This window comes from Cryobacterium sp. 10S3, from assembly GCF_034344045.1.
In the GTDB taxonomy this organism is placed as follows: Bacteria; Actinomycetota; Actinomycetes; order Actinomycetales; family Microbacteriaceae; genus Cryobacterium; species Cryobacterium glucosi.
The window spans coordinates 599,150-613,586 of sequence record NZ_CP133773.1 but is presented as its reverse complement, the minus strand read 5'-3'; the positions used below and the strand labels follow the sequence as shown (position 1 = coordinate 613,586).

Below are 14,437 nucleotides of genomic sequence, written 5' to 3'. Positions count from 1 at the left end.
TCCTGTCGATCAGTCGCGTCTGATCAACGGCCAGCAGCGCGTTTGCACCCGGCACGGGCGCACACTCTCCGTTCCCGACTTTTCCGTGACTCGCTCTGCCCGCGAGCACCTTCCTAACCTCCGGATCTCCCCTCGTGGACCAGATTCCCCCCCTGTCTGACAGATTGGACTCCCATGATTTCCCTTCGCCTTCCCCTCCTGGCCGCCACCGCGCTAGCCGCGGCAATCGCCCTGTCCGCGTGCTCGGCTGGCGCCACCACGGCCGGCGGCGCCAGTACATCCGCATCCTCCGCCCCCGCCGCATCGACGGCGGTGTTCAACGATGCCGACGTCTCGTTCGCCATGCCGATGGTCGACCACCACCAGCAGGCGATCACCATGGCCCAGACCATGCTCGACAAGACCGGGGTCGATCCTCGTGTCACCGCTCTCGCCGAGCAGATCAAGGCAGCCCAAGGGCCGGAGATCACGATGATGAACTCCTGGGTCACGGCCTGGGGTGCGACCGCCACCAACATGCCTGGAATGGACATGAGCTCCGGTTCCATGACCGATGGCGACATGGCCGCACTGGACGCCGCGACCGGCCCGGCCGCCGACAAGCTGTTCCTTGAGCAGATGATCCAGCACCACCAGGGCGCGATTGACATGGCCAACGTCGAGCTCAAGGACGGGCAGAACCCGGAAGCACAGGCGCTGGCCACGAAGATCATTGCCGACCAGACGGCGCAGATCAAGCAGATGCAGGACATCCTCGCCACCCTGTAACCGCCCCGCCAACAGGCCGCGGAGCGTCATCGGCGCTCCGCGGCCCCGGGCGCCTAATTCCCTTAGGTGACTAGGATTAGATTGACCTTCATTTTCTGGTCCGTTCGCGAGTTACACCAACACTTTGAAGGGGCTCGACCATGGCGAAGTTCGGTGATCTGGAAAACGCGATCATGAACGAGGTCTGGCAGGCCGAGAACCCGCTCCTGGTACGGGAAATCCTCGACCGACTCAATCGCGGGCTCGCCTACAACACCGTGCAAACGGTCACCGAGATCCTTAACCGCAAGGGCTGGCTCAGCAAGGAACGGGACGGCCGCGCATTCCGCTATGGTCCCGCCGCCACCCGGGACGACTACGTGTCAGGACTCATCCGCGAGGCGCTGTCCTTCGCCGACGACCGGGCGGCAGCACTCGTAGGCTTCGTCGACGAAATGCCCAACGACGAAGCAGCAGAACTCCGCCGGCTGCTGGCCGCTGCGCATGAGAATGAGCCGCAGCCGTGATTGTCGCGATCACCCTGACCCTCTACGCGATCACGCTCTCCGTCGCCGCACCCCCACTCCTGCTGCGAGCGAACTGGGTTGATCGCGCCCCCCGGCTGGCTATCGCAACCTGGCAGGCCCTGACGGTCGCGGTCGTGGGTTCTCTCGCCCTCGCCGGCCTGTCCTTTGCGATTCCGATCGCCGGCCTCGGCGGGAAGGGCCCAATCGAGGTCCTGCAATCCTGCGCAATGGCGCTGCAGCAGCAGTATTCGACACCGACCGGAGCCGCCGTCGGTATCGGCGGGGCGCTGCTGGCTGGCACTGTTGTCACCCGCAGTTTCTGGGGCCTGGCCTCTACGGGCGCCCGGATGTCCCGAGAGCGCAATGCACATCGTCGCGTTCTCGACATGGTCGGGCGCCCGGATGCCGATCGCGACATCGTCATCCTCGAATCGGCGGAAGCGGCCGTCTACTGCATGCCGGGAATCCACCGGCGCACCGTCGTCACCACGGCCGCACTGCATGCCTTGACGGACGAAGAACTCGTCGCGGTTTTGGCGCACGAGCGCGCACACCTCGCTGAGCGGCATGACCTCGCCCTGGCCTTCTCCGTGGCACTGTCCCAAGCGTTTCTGAGGCTCCCGCCTTTCCAGCTGGCCGCGCGCGAGACGGCCCGCCTGGTCGAACTTCGTGCCGATGATGTCGCGGCTGAACGAACGCACCGGCTCACGGTTGCGGCAGCGCTCCTGGCCGTCGTTGCCGTGCCCCCGCACGCGGTGCCGGCCGTCGCACTCGGAGCGGCAGGACCTGGGGCTGCGGCCCGGGTTCGCCGGCTCCTTCCTCCGCGCCAGTCAGTGGGCCGCTTCCCTGTGTGTGCGGTGTCGGTAGCGATCGCGCTCCTGCTGATCGCGCCCGGACTGGCCCTCGGCTGGCCGGCCGTCACAAGCGCAGATCACGCGTTTTGCCCCGCTGAGCCGGCAACCAGCCTGTCGGCATCCCTTTCTCCAAGATCCGGCAGCGCGCCCGCGCCGGCAACTCCCACCATGCACACCCCGTGTGCCGTCGACAGCATGGACGAGGGTCGCTTCTCCAGCTGACTCCCAGCTTCGGCACGCCAGCTAGACAATCGCTTCACAATCACCTAATCTCCTTAGGAGGATAGGTGAATGTCCGCGCAGGACGCGGCCCGAGTGAAGGCGACGAATATATGGAAAATCTACTGTTCGGCGGCACTCTGCTCGCCGCCTTCCTGGGGGGCCTGGTTGCCCTGCTCGCGCCCTGTTGCGTATCGGTGATGTTGCCCGCCTACTTGGCGTCGGGCATGCGTCGGCGTTCCGGCATCGTGGGAGCGACCCTGGTCTTCGCTGCCGGGGTCGCGACCATCATCGTGCCGATCGGTTTGGGAGCAACGGCCTTGATCGGCCTGATCTCCGGCCAGCACGCGATCGTCTTCACGATCGCCGCCACGGCAATGCTGATCGGAGGAATCGCAATGCTGTTCGGCTGGAAGCTGCAGCTTCCGATGCTCGCCCGCCGCGTTCCCGCCGGTCACGGCCTCGCCTCGGTCTACGGACTCGGAGTGTTCTCCGGCGCGGCCAGCTCGTGCTGCGCTCCGGTACTGATCGGCGTAGCGGTCCTCTCCGGCGCAACGGCTTCGTTCCCCGCGGCACTGGCCGTTGGCCTCACCTATGTGGCCGGAATGGTCGCCCCCCTCGCCGTCCTGGCGCTGGTCTGGGACCGCAGGGACTGGGGCTCAAGCAAGTGGCTTCAGGGACGCCAGATCACCCTGCACCTGGGCCGGTACCGCCGCCGCCTCGCCGTCGGCAGCTTCGCCTCCGCCGTGCTACTCACCGTGATGGCCATCCTCACCTATATCCAGGCCGCGGTCGGACCCGGCATGACCTCAGGCGGCTGGCTCGCCCAGTTCGGCGCCGACCTCCAACACAGTGTCTCCGTCGCGACCAAGGCCCTCGGCTGGCTTCCCGGCTGGGCCGTGGCGATCGCGCTGGTTGCCTCCGGCGGCTATTTCGTGTGGCGCGCCACCCGCCACACCGAGCCAAAGCCCCCGGAACCAACCTTGGCAACACCCGACGGGCCGGCTCGGTCCGCCGACTCTGAATCCAGCTGCTGCAGCGATGCAGCCCTCGAAACCCCCGCACGCACAGGACAGGACACCACCAAATGAGTTCCGCCCCCAAAAACACGCAAAAGGCTCCCGCAGCCCGATCGCGCCGCCCCGGCTGGTTCGGCTGGATCACCGGGCTGCTGATTGCCGGTATCGTCCTCGCCGGGCTATACGGCGTCTTCGCCAGCGCGAACACCCCGAAGACGGCAGCCGCCGGTACGACGACGCAGTCGTCGTACGACGTCGGAACCCCCGGCATCGGTCAGGTCGCACCCGGATTCACCCTCGCCGACAACTCCGGCGGACAGGTGTCCCTGGCCGACTACTCCGGCAAAAACGTGCTGCTCTTCTTTCAGGAGGGCCTGGCCTGCGAACCATGCTGGACGCAGATCACCAGCCTGGAAACGGACGCCGCGAAGCTCCAGGCCGCGGGAATCGACGCCGTCGTGTCCATCACAACCGACCCGGCCCAGCAGATCGCTCGGAAAACCACCGACATGGGCCTGAAAACTCCGGTCCTGTCCGACCCCGACCTGGTCACTTCGAAAAAGTACCACGCCAACGAATTCGGCATGATGGGCACCAGCACCGATGGACACAGCTTCATCCTCGTCGGCCCCGACGGCACCATCAAGTGGCGCGCCGACTACGGCGGGGCTCCGAAATACACCATGTTCGTGCCCGTCGACCAACTCCTCCTCGACCTGAAGACCGATACCACCTCATGATCGCCCTGACCCTGCTCACTCAAAGCGACTGCCCCTCCTGTATCGCGGGAAAACGAGTGCTGGCCGAACTGTCCGCCGAATTCCCCCTCCAGATCGACGAGGTCGACGTGAACAGCGACACCGGTCGTGCGATCGCCCGTGAACAGCGCCTGGCCTTCACCCCCGGGCTCGTCGCCAACGGCCGGCTGATCGCGCACGGGCGCCTATCTACCCGCGCCCTCCGGCGAAAATTCACCACCATGCTCGAAACCACCGAATCAACACAACCAGAAGGATCCTGACATGCAGCAATTCCTCTATATCCTCCCCGCCCTTATCTGCCCCGTCGGAATGGGCCTGATGATGTGGTTCATGATGCGCGGACGCGGCCACGGTAAAACCGTCGACGGTCCCGAAGAACAAGAACTCGCCCGCCTGCGCGCCGAAGTGGCCGCCCTTCGTCCACAGGCCGCGGCATTCGATGATCGCCACCCCGGTACCGGACCGACCGCGTGATCCCCATTCTGATCTCCCTGGTCGCGACCGTCGTTGCCGCGGCTCTGACCTGGCGGTTCTGCATGCGCCCCATGCTGCGCAGCCGAACCGCCCCGGGTGACGCCGGGTGCTGCTCTAAGCCGGCGACGGACGTCCAGGCGGACATTCAGGCCGCCCGAGCCGAACTCAAGTCGTTACAGGTCACCGTCGGGTATATTTCACCTGAACCGAAGGACCGCTGACATGGCTCGTGAAACACCCCCACACTCGGACGACCACTCAGCTGGCGGAGGTCGCGAATCCGCGCCCGCAACAGTCAAACAGCAACGAGCCGTGCGCCGGGCAGAAAAAGTCGCCACCCTCAAGCGCGAACAATCAAAAGCGAAACGGAACCGAAAGATCGGAATCGCCGCAGCCTGGTCCGCTACAGGGATCGTCGTGCTCGTCATCGTCCTCGTCGTCACAACCAGCGGCGCCCCCAAGAACGCGGCAGCACCGACATCCGTTGACGGCGTACAAACCTTCCCGAACCAGACCTCCCAGCACGTCACCGGCACGGTGAAATACAATCCGCTGCCACCGGTGGGCGGAGACCACTCCGTCACGCTCCTGAACTGTGGCGTGTATTCCGACAACGTCCCCAACGAAAACGCAGTGCACTCGCTCGAGCACGGCGCCGTGTGGGTCACCTACGACGCTTCAAAAGTGAGGGGTGATCAGCTCGCAGCTCTGCGCAAAGAGATCCCATCGACATACGCGATCCTGTCTCCATTCGCCGGTCTCCCGTCGTCGATCGTCGCATCGGCATGGGGCACGCAGCTCGACATCAGCGACCCGGCCGATCCCCGACTCGCGGCATTCATCGCCAAGTACCGGGGCGCCGCAACTGCTCCAGAACCCGGCTCCCCCTGCACCGGAGGCCTGGACGGACCGGGCAAGTTGTTCTGACGTGCGGCGCCGCCAGTGAACACCAAATCCACGATTAAACGTCACGAGAAAGTGAGCACACCATGATGGGATACGGCGGAATGGGCTGGACAGGACCGTGGATGATCTTTGCGTGGATATTCGCAATCGGGGGCATCGTCGCCTTGGCTTTCGTCGTCTACCGTCTCTTCCGTGGAGATCGCCCCGAGCAGGGCAAGACGGCCGGACACAGCTCGGCTCGAACAATCCTGGATGAACGTTACGCCCGCGGTGAGATCGACGAAAACGAATATCGACAGCGCCGCGAAACCCTCAACGGCGGTTAGCGGAGCGACGATCGTGGGCACATTGATCGGGTACGCCCGAGTAATACCGCGAGACCAGAAGGTCGACCATCAGGAACGTACCCTCGTCGCTGTGGGCGTTCGTGTAGAGGACCTGTATGTCGACCGTGGTTTTCGCACGGAGCAGTCCCAGTTGGACCACGCCATCGGCGCCCTCCAGAAGCGAGACACCCTTATCATCACCACCTTGAGCCGCCTAGGTCGATCCACTCCCGACCTCCTGACGATTGCGGAGAGGCTGCGGGCGAGCGGGGCCGGATTCCGAGTTCTCGACATCACCGAGCCCCAGACAAAGCCAGCACCCTCGACGCGACCGCTGTCCTCACAGTCCTGACAGCTCTCGCTGGTATGGAATTCGAGGTCGCACGGGCACGCATCCGAGACAGCGTCTTCAAACGACGTCCTTCTGGCACGCGCCGCGTCGTCCGCAGGGCGACCTTCACCGAACAACAAATCCGGACCGCTCTCCAACTCATCGAATCCGGCGAACACCCCTCACAGGTGGCCCGTAGTCTCGGCATGTCCCGCTCCACGCTCTACCGCCGGATCAACGACATCCAGCATTGACGCGGTAGTCGTGGGTCAATCCAGGTGAGATACTCGTGCCCTACCTCTCCACAGGCCGCGATCCCGCAGTGACCGTTTGGATCGCAAAATGATCTACATTCGCCATCGTTCGCTTCAGGCGGTGTTGGGCGGCGTCGGCAACGCGTTCCGCCACGGACAAGGACGTATCGGCGACCACGATGCACCCCTCGCCGTGAAGGCGGTGCCCCACCCATCTCAGCCGGACTGTCGAAACGTCCAAAACGCCGGGAGTGCTGGTTAGTGCCGAACGGGCTCGGTCCACGAGTTCCGGTTCAATACCGTCCATGATGCGGCGTCCAATGCTTCGCACTGTCCCCCAGAGCAAAACGATAATCGCCGCGGAAATTACCAGCCCGACGATTGGATCGGCGAGCGGGAAACCCAGCATCACCCCGAGCGCACCAACAACCACGGCAAGGGAAGTGAACCCGTCGATCCGAGCGTGCACGCCGTCGGCGACAAGGGCCGCAGACCCGATCTGCTGTCCCACGCGTATGCGGTACACAGCAACGATCTCATTGCCGGCGAAGCCGATCAGGCCGGCGGCCAACACCCACCACAGGTTGTGCAGGGGCTGGGGGTGGAAGAGGCGGTCGATCGACTGCCACGCAGCTACGACGGCCGAAAGGGCAACCACGCCGACGATGAAGAGGCCAGCGAGATCCTCGGCCCTCCCATAACCGTACGTGTAGCGATGGGACGCAATGCGCCGTCCGAGGATGAACGCGATCCATAAAGGTATTGCGGTTAAGGCGTCAGAGAAGTTGTGAATCGTGTCGGCAAGCAGCGCCACTGAACCGCTCGCGAGTACAACCGCGAACTGCAGTATGGTCGTGCCGAGGAGGATGAACAGGCTGATTTTGACCGCTCGAATTCCCTGGGTACTTGCCTCCAATGCGTCATCGATCGAGTCTGCGGCATCGTGGCTGTGAGGCACGAAAAGCCCGTATAAGAACCCTGTGAACCCGGTCGGATGCTCGTGGTCGTGGTCGTGGTCGTGGTCGTGGTCGTGGTCATGGTCGTGGTCGTGGTCATGGTCATGGTCATGGTCATGGTCATGCTCGTGCTCGTGGGATTGGGCTTGGGCGTCACGCGGACGATCATCCTCATGTGGATGCAGGTGCGGGGTATTCATGCGCTGGCCTCGTCCCGGGTGTGATGATGACGAGGGGTGCCTCCCAGGGTGTGTTCCGCTTGGAAGATAGCATCCGACACGAGCTGACTCGCGTGCTCGTTTTCTAGCCTGTAGAACACTCGGGTCCCCTCGTGGCGAGTGGTGACCATCCGCGCCAGGCGGAGTTTGGCCAGGTGTTGAGATACGGCTGCCGGCGACTTGTCGACAGCATCCGCCAGTTGATTCACGGACAGCTCACCGTTGCGCAGACCAAGAATTATCCGCACGCGGGTGGCGTCAGCCAGCATGCCGAATACTTCGACCGCGAGCTCCACGAACTGGCTGTCGGGTTCGCGGCCACAAATCTGCTTATCTGCATCCATACGCAGATTATTGCACGATGAGTCCCGAGTGGCCAACAAAATGTTTCGATATATAAGTCAACGGCTTCGCGCCGACGGGGCGAGTGATTTGCTACGCCGTTGAGTTGCTTTTCGTCGCGCCCTTTCGATTGCTGAACCCTTGAGAAGAGGGAGCGAATGCGCGCCAGACGACTCCCTTAGAAGCGGCCACGGCCGCCCGGACGACTTGATCGGAGCCGCTGCGCGGCCGGGTTTTTCTTGTTTTGTTGACCTTTCGGCTGCCGATCGTAGCTCGCTTCGATCCTGCGTTCCCAGATTTTCGGGCGCGGTCGCAAGCTCCCTTATTTCGCCCGAAATTCTGGGCACTCCGGCTCTCTCGCTCGCTATCGATTCTCTCGCCGGAAGGCAAACAAAATTGTCGGTTGACCAGAGGGAGCGAGATCATGACGTACACCAGCGTTGTCGAAACACTCAGCACCACAACCAGCACTTCCCTAACCCGGGACACAGCCGCCCGGATTATCTGGGCTGCCCTGGCCGAACCCGGAGACCCCCGCGTCGGCGCCCTCGTCGCTGCAATCGGGGCCGAGCCAGCCCTGGAGCTACTCGTGGACGGGCCCAACAGTGCGGTGGTGGGTTTCGGCATTTCCGGGCTCCGCGCGCAGCTCCGGGCGTGCTTTGACCGTGCGGCGGCCGTTGAGAGCATCCGAGCCAGCGCCGAGTCCGGGTACCACGTGCTCACCCCGTCCCACCCTGACTGGCCGGTCCAGCTCGAGGACCTACGTCTGGCGTCGCCACTGATTCTGTGGGTGCGCGGCGACCCTGCGGTGCTCTCGATGCGGAGCGTTCTGGTGACCGGGGATCACGACTCGACCGGGTACGGGCGTCACATGGCGATTGACTTAGCGTCCGGGCTCGGGGCCCGCGGGTATGCGATCGTGTCCGGTGCTGCCCGCGGCATCGACCACGCCGCCCTGGCCTCGGCCGTCGCGTCCGGCGGGCACCCGATCGCCGTACTCGCCGGCCGCGTCAACACCCGCTTCCCCTCTGACCGCGGCGCACTCCTCGACGACGTCGCAGAGAGCGGTGCCGTCATCAGTGAGGTGCCACCGGGGGCGACGCCGATTTGGTGGCAGTTCGCTCGGCGCGGCCAGCTGATGGCCGCCGTGTCGTCGAAGACCATCGTCGTCGAAGCAAGCGTTTCATCCGATGCTCTCACTGCGGCCGAGTACGCGGTCGAGCTAGGCCGTCCCCTCGGTGCAGTGCCCGGGTCGGGGTCAGACTCGACGGTGGCCGGCTACCAGCTCCTCGCCAGCGAATTCGGTGCGAGTGTAGTCACGAGTCAGCACGACGCCGACTGGCTCTAACCTTCGCACGTTGGTCACACGATTGAGGAGTCCCGGTACGTCGGCCGGGCCGGCTCCACCAGTCCCGCGCCCTCGAGCCGGACGACCCACTGTGGCAAGCCCCGGGTTTTGTAGAGGCTCTATTGGGCCCGTTTCATCGGTGTGATGTCCGGGTGTGAGTAGAAGTTTGTCTCAGCTTCGACGGGCGGGATCAGGCCGATCTCGCCGTGGAGTCGGCGGTTGTTGAACCAGTCGATGTACTCGGCGACGGCGAACTCGAGGACGTCGATGCTCTGCCAGGGCCCGAGGTTCCGGATCAGCTCTGCTTTGAAAAGCGAGTTGAAGGCTTCGGCCATCGCGTTGTCGTAACTCTCGCCCTTGGACTCGACCGAGGCCACGGCCTCGCGGTCGGCAAGGCGTTCGGTGTAGCGAATCGCCCGGTATTGGACGCCGCGGTCGGAGTGATGCACGAGCTGGGACAGGTCCCGGCCGGCGCGGCGGCGGGTCCAGAAACCCATCTCAAGGGCGTCGAGGGCGAGGTCTGTGTGGAGGGAGGTCGACAGTTGCCAGCCAACCACCCGGCGGGAGAACACGTCGAGCACGAACTCGGCGTAGACCCAGCCGTGCGGATGTAGGTGATGTCCGCCACCCAGAGGCATGCCGGTGCCGGCGCGGTGAAGTGCCGTTTGACGAGGTCCTCGGGGCGCTCCGCGAGGGGCCCGGGAATCGTAGTCCGGGGGCCTTTCGAGCGTCGCACCCCGCGCAGGCCCTCGCGGCGCATCAGGCGTTCGACGGTGCAGCGGGCCACCGGGTGCCCGTCGCGGTGGAGTTGCGCGTGCACCTTCCGGGCCCCGTAGACCCCGTAGTTGTCCTTATGGACGGCGTGGATCCGGGCGGCGGTCACTTCATCGGACACGGACCGTTTCGATGGCGGCCGGGACGTTGCCGCGTAGTAGCTGGACGGGGCGACCTGCAACTCCCACATATCGGCTCGACCCCGAACTCGCTCTTCTTCTCGTCGATGAACATAACTACCTGATCTCGGGGCGGTCGAGCTCCGCCGCCAAGAAAGCCGACGCGCTCCGCCAGATCGCGTTCGCCCGCCGCAACTCTTTGTTCTCCCGCTCGAGCTGGGCCAGCCGGGCCGTGGCGTCGGTCGGCACGCCCGGGCGGGTGCCCTCGTCGATCTCGACCTGGGCGACCCACTTCCGCAACGTCTCCGACGAGATGCCCAACTGCTGGCTCACCCGGGCGCACGTGCCTCGACGTCCGCCCGGCTCGTCACGGGAATCCAGGACCAACCGGATCGCTCGCTCTTGCAACTCGTCCGGATATTTCCGATGTGGAGTCATGATTCTCAACCTTCCAAGGGATCAAGAACCTCCATTAAACCCGGGGCGCAACACTGCTGTGCCTTCAGTGCCCACGGGAACCCCGGACCCGGACAGTGCCCCGAGGGCCCAGCGGATTGCATCCATTTCTGCCAGTCGCACGACCAGTAGCCAGTTGACCATTGCCTCGTCACGGTCTGTCCACTGCACCATCGTCGCAATCTCCGTCCGCTCTGAAACGCCTGATTTTCTGACCTAGCTCGTCCTGTTTTCCTTGTTCCTTGTTCTTGTTTTTTGTACTTAGTTTTGTTTTTTGTTTTTTGTTTTTTCTCTTACCTATCTCTCTCATACACTTCTTCCTCTTTCCCTGTCCCACCACTACCCCTTTACTTCCCAACCCCCCACACAAAGCCGTTGGGTGTGGGGGGTTGGGAAGCGAGCGCAGCGAGGGGGTCGCGGTGGGACAGGGAAAGAGGCCCCATACCTATTCGTTTGGGTATTCGCTCTCAACGAATACCCAAACGAATACCCAAACGAATAGGCAGCCCCAAAAACCGACCTCCCAGACCGCCGATTCCTGCCCGGAATTCGTGCGCCGAAATCACCCTGCAGACCCGCTTCGGAGGCCTCCGGAGCGGGTCTAGGAGTAGTCGTACCAGCGGATGACGCCGTTCGCAGTCAGCGCCAGCATCACGGCGTCGTCGGCCTTGTCCGCGAGGTCCGCGGCGTCCCGGAGGGCCAGCTCGGCCCGGATCACGCCGGCGACCTGTCCGGCACCGCGACCGTCTTCACCGTCGTATTGGATACCATCCTGGGTGCCTGCGTGCCAGGTGGCGAGCTGCTCGAACACCTGCCCCAGCAAGCATTGGGCGTTCATCAGCCGGCCGAGCAACTCGTAGGAGTCCCCCGGATGCTCAACAGTTCGGGTGCTGTGAGCGAGTTCGCGGGCGGCCCGGCGGAGTTGCTCGGCGCTGATCAGTTGCGCGCTCTCGGCGCTGATGTCCATCAGAATCTCCTTCACAGATTGGGGCGTGCGGACTGCACAGCCCGCCCACCCGCAGGTCTTCTTGAGCGTCATTACTCGTCAGTGTCGGGTGTGCGGGTACGGCGAACCTGGGCGACGGCACGGTTCAGATCGGGTCCGACGACATCCGCCTGCAGAACACGGCCGGAGCGCCGGGCTTCGGGACCGCCCCAGATCTCGGTGTGTTCACGGCCGACGACCACGACCGGATCGCCCCGGTGCAGGGTCGCGGCGACGTTCTCGCCGAGTTCGAACCGGGCCTCGACGAAGTGCGTCGTCGCCGCCTCGTGCGCGTGCCAGGCGCCGGCACGGTACTCGCCTGTGTTCTCGATCACCCGGAACTTCGTGACCAGGATCGATCCGGCCGGTACGACCTCCGGATCGGCTGCCAGGTTGCCGGTGATAGTGCGTATGGACATGGTGTGCTCCTTCACGATTGGCGGTGCGTGGGTACTACTTGGAGTCGGACCGGGTGGGCCGAATTTCGCCGTTTGAGAGGTCGAGACGCGTTCTGAGAGAGTTGATTAGGTCGGGCCTGTATCCGCTCCAGGACACCCCTGGCGCCTCTACGACGGGCGCCTGGACGTGACCGAGGCCCGTGACATACTCGAGCGCGACCGGGTCCTGCGCGACGTCGATGAGGGTGAAGTCGATGGCGTGCTGGGTGAGCTTGCGGACGGTGGCGGCGCACTGCACGCAGCCAGGCTTGCTGTAGACGGTGACGATGCCGTTCATGGTGTTCTCCTTGTCGAACCATCTCGGTGTGCCTTTGGCGTCAAGTCATGAGGTGCCAGCGGAGTTATCCACAGGCTGGTCTCGCGCGCGCATACTGCTTCTGTTCTGTTCTTCCTGTTCTTTACTGTTAAGGGGGCCAATAATTGGTCCCCGAATTGACAACTTTTTGGTCCCCTAAGGGGGCAACTAATTGGTCCCCCTCAGGGGGCAAATTTCCGACCCCCTAGCGGGTCCTCGGGGAAAAGGTCGATCTCGGGATAGGTGCGGTGCGGGGCCGGAGGTTTGGCGCTGTTCAGGTTCAATTCGAACTCGGCGGTCATACCGACTCCCCCGGATCTGAGGCGAGTGATGACGCCCGCGTCGACTAGTTCCTTCACCGCACGCTTGACGGCCCGATGAGCGGGCGTGGATGCGTTCGATGGCGCCACGAACCCAAGTGCGATCGCCGAGGACTCCCGTCCGCCGAAATAGCGTCGCGGAGGCTGCTCGCCCGGGTTGTCGGCGTCGTCCCAGCATTCCAAGGCCATGTGCAGCAGCAACCGGGTCGCCGTGTTTCCCAGTCCCAACCGGGCAGCGACCAGGACCGCGTTCTTCGCCGCGAACAGGCCCACCGGGCCCTCACCGCAATTCACGGGGCGACGCCAGTGCAGTGTCGGAGGTGCTCGATAGCATGTGCATGGATCGACTCCTCTGCTGGTGACGATCTCGGGCCCCGGGCGGCCACCCGGGGCCCTTCCACGTCACCGGCGTCGGCTTCGGTGACGTGAGGCCGGTTAGCGGCTGCGGACCGGATCCGACGTGCTGGTCGTGGCGCTGGCCTCGACCCAAGCGAGTACCTCGGACCTTTTGTAGAGCACCGTGCGGGGTGTGGGCTTGTAGAACCGGGGCCCCCGCCCCAGATAGCGCAGCTGAGCCAGAGCGCCCACCTTCAATCCGGTGATCTCGCCCACGGTGGCCGGGAGGATATAGTCGTCGTCCATAATCATCCTGTCTCTATAACAGCCATTCGGCTGTTCCAATGTTGAAAACACAATATGGCGACTTCCAACATTTGACAAGGGTTTGCATAGTATCTTGTCTGCATGACAGATTTTCGCACTGAGGCGAGCATTGGCACCCGGATCCAAGCCGTGCGCAAGCACCGCGGCATCCGCACCACCAAGGAGCTCGCGGACATGATCCCCGGCGGTAATGTCACTGAAGCGATCCTGCAGAACATCGAAGCCGGCCGGAAGTCCGACCTCGCCGTCAGCCAGCTCCTCAACATCGCACACGCCCTAGGCGTCACCCCACTCTTCCTCCTGGCCCCCATCGGCAATCCAACGAACGAACTCGACCTCCCCAACCTCAGCGACGCCTTCGACAGCATGACCGTTATCGAATTCGACGCCTGGATCTCCGGCGAAACCGACGGAGCCTACCGGTGGACCACCACCGACGAACGCTCCGAACGCACCCAACTCCAAGCAATGCGCGAACTCGACGCCCTCCACCGCGAAGGCAAACGCCTCGCAAGCAATGTGGCCGTGGAAACAGCGCTCAGCGCCCCTGGAGGCCTCGACGACGAGAGCCGGGCGTGGGACACCACCCAACAACGACTCGACGACATCAACCGCCGCATCGCCCAGCTCACGTCATACCTAGTATCAGCAGGATGGAATCTCGACAGTTGAACCCAACAGGACGGTTGCCAGTTGCGCCGCGTATTCGGCGAAATACGCCACGCGTTCCTCGGCTGGCAACAGCGCGCTGCCTAATGCTTCCCAGCAATAGCAACCAACGGGAGGACCGTCGCATTACCTAGGAGGGAGCCTCAAATGCTGCGTGTCGGAGACCTACCGCGTGACTTCAATTTGACTTCAATTGGTGCAATTTCGAGGTGATTCCATCACCTCCGCATGACCCAAGTGGCCAGTAAATCATTGGGATACGGACAGAAATCCCGCTGTTCTCCGGGCTCGTTTTGCCCTCCGGAGGCAGGGGCGGCAGTTCGAATCTGCCTGGGGGCACACTGTCGCGTGGCACGTTTGCTCGGAATTTTGCCACAAAGTTCGGACGATCTTGTCCAAAACGCATGTGGGCGTCA

At 63.8% G+C, this 14,437-nt stretch carries 21 protein-coding genes, 1 pseudogene and 1 other annotated feature; of the genes and pseudogenes, 14 read left to right on the top strand and 8 right to left on the bottom strand.

Translation table 11 applies throughout. The annotated features are described in order from the left end of the window. The first annotated feature begins 174 nt into the window (after nucleotides 1-174). From RHM57_RS02855 to RHM57_RS02805, 11 genes are all read left to right on the top strand, one after another. Complete coding sequence (locus RHM57_RS02855) at nucleotides 175-768, top strand: DUF305 domain-containing protein (protein ID WP_322136281.1); 594 nt, start codon at nucleotides 175-177, stop codon at nucleotides 766-768. Between the two features lie 140 nt (nucleotides 769-908). Next, complete coding sequence (locus RHM57_RS02850) at nucleotides 909-1,274, top strand: BlaI/MecI/CopY family transcriptional regulator (RefSeq protein WP_243013566.1); 366 nt, start codon at nucleotides 909-911, stop codon at nucleotides 1,272-1,274. After that, nucleotides 1,271-2,350: a M56 family metallopeptidase gene (locus RHM57_RS02845; RefSeq protein WP_134558759.1), complete on the top strand. Its 1,080-nt coding sequence runs from the start codon at nucleotides 1,271-1,273 to the stop codon at nucleotides 2,348-2,350. Before RHM57_RS02850 ends, RHM57_RS02845 begins: the two co-directional genes overlap by 4 nt. A 110-nt stretch (nucleotides 2,351-2,460) precedes the next feature. Beyond that, entirely contained in the window at nucleotides 2,461-3,438 is a 978-nt protein-coding gene (locus RHM57_RS02840; RefSeq protein WP_322140686.1) for a cytochrome c biogenesis CcdA family protein, read from the top strand. Continuing rightward, nucleotides 3,435-4,106: a peroxiredoxin family protein gene (locus tag RHM57_RS02835; protein WP_322189578.1), complete on the top strand. Its 672-nt coding sequence runs from the start codon at nucleotides 3,435-3,437 to the stop codon at nucleotides 4,104-4,106. The genes RHM57_RS02840 and RHM57_RS02835 overlap by 4 nt, the downstream gene beginning before the upstream one ends. Next, nucleotides 4,103-4,387: a hypothetical protein gene (locus RHM57_RS02830; RefSeq protein ID WP_322136287.1), complete on the top strand. Its 285-nt coding sequence runs from the start codon at nucleotides 4,103-4,105 to the stop codon at nucleotides 4,385-4,387. Before RHM57_RS02835 ends, RHM57_RS02830 begins: the two co-directional genes overlap by 4 nt. Nucleotide 4,388: 1 nt before the next feature. Beyond that, a complete protein-coding gene (locus RHM57_RS02825; protein WP_134558755.1) occupies nucleotides 4,389-4,601 on the top strand; it encodes a hypothetical protein in 213 nt (70 codons plus the stop codon). Nucleotides 4,602-4,913: 312 nt separating this feature from the next. Further along, complete coding sequence (locus RHM57_RS02820; RefSeq protein ID WP_322136288.1) at nucleotides 4,914-5,528, top strand: DUF3105 domain-containing protein; 615 nt, start codon at nucleotides 4,914-4,916, stop codon at nucleotides 5,526-5,528. A 62-nt stretch (nucleotides 5,529-5,590) separates the two neighbouring features. Beyond that, on the top strand, nucleotides 5,591-5,833 hold the full coding sequence (locus RHM57_RS02815; protein ID WP_198413625.1) for an SHOCT domain-containing protein: 243 nt from the start codon (nucleotides 5,591-5,593) through the stop codon (nucleotides 5,831-5,833). After that, complete coding sequence (locus RHM57_RS02810; RefSeq protein WP_322136290.1) at nucleotides 5,760-6,185, top strand: recombinase family protein; 426 nt, start codon at nucleotides 5,760-5,762, stop codon at nucleotides 6,183-6,185. Before RHM57_RS02815 ends, RHM57_RS02810 begins: the two co-directional genes overlap by 74 nt. 14 nt (nucleotides 6,186-6,199) lie before the next feature. After that, complete coding sequence (locus RHM57_RS02805; RefSeq protein WP_322136291.1) at nucleotides 6,200-6,418, top strand: helix-turn-helix domain-containing protein; 219 nt, start codon at nucleotides 6,200-6,202, stop codon at nucleotides 6,416-6,418. A 40-nt stretch (nucleotides 6,419-6,458) separates the two neighbouring features. On the opposite strand, the gene RHM57_RS02800 is transcribed toward RHM57_RS02805, so the two are convergent. Then, complete coding sequence (locus tag RHM57_RS02800) at nucleotides 6,459-7,376, bottom strand: cation diffusion facilitator family transporter (RefSeq protein ID WP_166790631.1); 918 nt, start codon at nucleotides 7,374-7,376, stop codon at nucleotides 6,459-6,461. A 36-nt stretch (nucleotides 7,377-7,412) separates the two neighbouring features. Between RHM57_RS02800 and RHM57_RS02795 the strand changes: the two genes are divergently transcribed. Next, nucleotides 7,413-7,598 carry a hypothetical protein gene (locus tag RHM57_RS02795; RefSeq protein WP_322189577.1) on the top strand — a complete coding sequence of 62 codons (186 nt, stop codon included), beginning with the start codon at nucleotides 7,413-7,415 and terminating at the stop codon, nucleotides 7,596-7,598. Here RHM57_RS02795 and RHM57_RS02790 read toward each other — a convergent pair. Then, the gene (locus tag RHM57_RS02790; protein ID WP_134558752.1) at nucleotides 7,571-7,936 is read right to left on the bottom strand and encodes an ArsR/SmtB family transcription factor; all 366 of its coding nucleotides are present in this window, start codon (nucleotides 7,934-7,936) and stop codon (nucleotides 7,571-7,573) included. The two genes, RHM57_RS02795 and RHM57_RS02790, sit on opposite strands and share 28 nt — an antisense overlap. A gap of 422 nt (nucleotides 7,937-8,358) precedes the next feature. Here RHM57_RS02790 and RHM57_RS02785 point away from each other — a divergent pair, with 422 nt between their 5' ends. After that, nucleotides 8,359-9,282, top strand: a complete 924-nt coding sequence (locus RHM57_RS02785) for a DNA-processing protein DprA (protein WP_322189576.1) — start codon at nucleotides 8,359-8,361, stop codon at nucleotides 9,280-9,282. Between the two features lie 119 nt (nucleotides 9,283-9,401). On the opposite strand, the pseudogene RHM57_RS02780 reads toward RHM57_RS02785, so the two are convergent. The 6 genes and pseudogenes from RHM57_RS02780 to RHM57_RS02755 form a co-directional block, all read right to left on the bottom strand. After that, a pseudogene (locus tag RHM57_RS02780) lies at nucleotides 9,402-10,613 on the bottom strand (IS3 family transposase). Continuing rightward, nucleotides 10,223-10,335 (bottom strand) — a sequence feature (AL1L pseudoknot). (Overlaps the previous pseudogene by 113 nt.) Nucleotides 10,614-11,232: 619 nt before the next feature. After that, nucleotides 11,233-11,598, bottom strand: a complete 366-nt coding sequence (locus RHM57_RS02775) for a hypothetical protein (protein ID WP_322136293.1) — start codon at nucleotides 11,596-11,598, stop codon at nucleotides 11,233-11,235. Nucleotides 11,599-11,669: 71 nt separating this feature from the next. Beyond that, the gene (locus RHM57_RS02770) at nucleotides 11,670-12,035 is read right to left on the bottom strand and encodes a single-stranded DNA-binding protein (RefSeq protein ID WP_322136294.1); all 366 of its coding nucleotides are present in this window, start codon (nucleotides 12,033-12,035) and stop codon (nucleotides 11,670-11,672) included. A gap of 34 nt (nucleotides 12,036-12,069) precedes the next feature. Continuing rightward, on the bottom strand, nucleotides 12,070-12,351 hold the full coding sequence (locus tag RHM57_RS02765) for a glutaredoxin domain-containing protein (protein WP_322189575.1): 282 nt from the start codon (nucleotides 12,349-12,351) through the stop codon (nucleotides 12,070-12,072). A 200-nt stretch (nucleotides 12,352-12,551) separates the two neighbouring features. After that, nucleotides 12,552-12,962, bottom strand: coding sequence for a hypothetical protein (locus RHM57_RS02760; RefSeq protein ID WP_322136296.1), 411 nt, complete (start codon nucleotides 12,960-12,962; stop codon nucleotides 12,552-12,554). A 162-nt stretch (nucleotides 12,963-13,124) separates the two neighbouring features. Continuing rightward, the gene (locus tag RHM57_RS02755; protein ID WP_322189574.1) at nucleotides 13,125-13,331 is read right to left on the bottom strand and encodes a hypothetical protein; all 207 of its coding nucleotides are present in this window, start codon (nucleotides 13,329-13,331) and stop codon (nucleotides 13,125-13,127) included. A 102-nt stretch (nucleotides 13,332-13,433) separates the two neighbouring features. On the opposite strand from RHM57_RS02755, the gene RHM57_RS02750 reads away from it, so the two are divergent. After that, complete coding sequence (locus tag RHM57_RS02750) at nucleotides 13,434-14,024, top strand: helix-turn-helix domain-containing protein (protein ID WP_322140684.1); 591 nt, start codon at nucleotides 13,434-13,436, stop codon at nucleotides 14,022-14,024. Nucleotides 14,025-14,437 lie beyond the last annotated feature (413 nt).

Coding starts and splice junctions, on each gene's coding strand:
- RHM57_RS02770 (WP_322136294.1), bottom strand. CDS start 12,035: ATGTCCATACGCACTATCACCGGCAACCTGGCAGCCGATCCGGAGGTC.
- RHM57_RS02830 (WP_322136287.1), top strand. CDS start 4,103: ATGATCGCCCTGACCCTGCTCACTCAAAGCGACTGCCCCTCCTGTATC.
- RHM57_RS02825 (WP_134558755.1), top strand. CDS start 4,389: ATGCAGCAATTCCTCTATATCCTCCCCGCCCTTATCTGCCCCGTCGGA.
- RHM57_RS02750 (WP_322140684.1), top strand. CDS start 13,434: ATGACAGATTTTCGCACTGAGGCGAGCATTGGCACCCGGATCCAAGCC.
- RHM57_RS02805 (WP_322136291.1), top strand. CDS start 6,200: ATGGAATTCGAGGTCGCACGGGCACGCATCCGAGACAGCGTCTTCAAA.
- RHM57_RS02795 (WP_322189577.1), top strand. CDS start 7,413: ATGCTCGTGGTCGTGGTCGTGGTCGTGGTCGTGGTCGTGGTCATGGTC.
- RHM57_RS02815 (WP_198413625.1), top strand. CDS start 5,591: ATGATGGGATACGGCGGAATGGGCTGGACAGGACCGTGGATGATCTTT.
- RHM57_RS02790 (WP_134558752.1), bottom strand. CDS start 7,936: ATGGATGCAGATAAGCAGATTTGTGGCCGCGAACCCGACAGCCAGTTC.
- RHM57_RS02775 (WP_322136293.1), bottom strand. CDS start 11,598: ATGGACATCAGCGCCGAGAGCGCGCAACTGATCAGCGCCGAGCAACTC.
- RHM57_RS02850 (WP_243013566.1), top strand. CDS start 909: ATGGCGAAGTTCGGTGATCTGGAAAACGCGATCATGAACGAGGTCTGG.
- RHM57_RS02840 (WP_322140686.1), top strand. CDS start 2,461: ATGGAAAATCTACTGTTCGGCGGCACTCTGCTCGCCGCCTTCCTGGGG.
- RHM57_RS02785 (WP_322189576.1), top strand. CDS start 8,359: ATGACGTACACCAGCGTTGTCGAAACACTCAGCACCACAACCAGCACT.
- RHM57_RS02755 (WP_322189574.1), bottom strand. CDS start 13,331: ATGGACGACGACTATATCCTCCCGGCCACCGTGGGCGAGATCACCGGA.
- RHM57_RS02810 (WP_322136290.1), top strand. CDS start 5,760: ATGAACGTTACGCCCGCGGTGAGATCGACGAAAACGAATATCGACAGC.
- RHM57_RS02765 (WP_322189575.1), bottom strand. CDS start 12,351: ATGAACGGCATCGTCACCGTCTACAGCAAGCCTGGCTGCGTGCAGTGC.
- RHM57_RS02855 (WP_322136281.1), top strand. CDS start 175: ATGATTTCCCTTCGCCTTCCCCTCCTGGCCGCCACCGCGCTAGCCGCG.
- RHM57_RS02835 (WP_322189578.1), top strand. CDS start 3,435: ATGAGTTCCGCCCCCAAAAACACGCAAAAGGCTCCCGCAGCCCGATCG.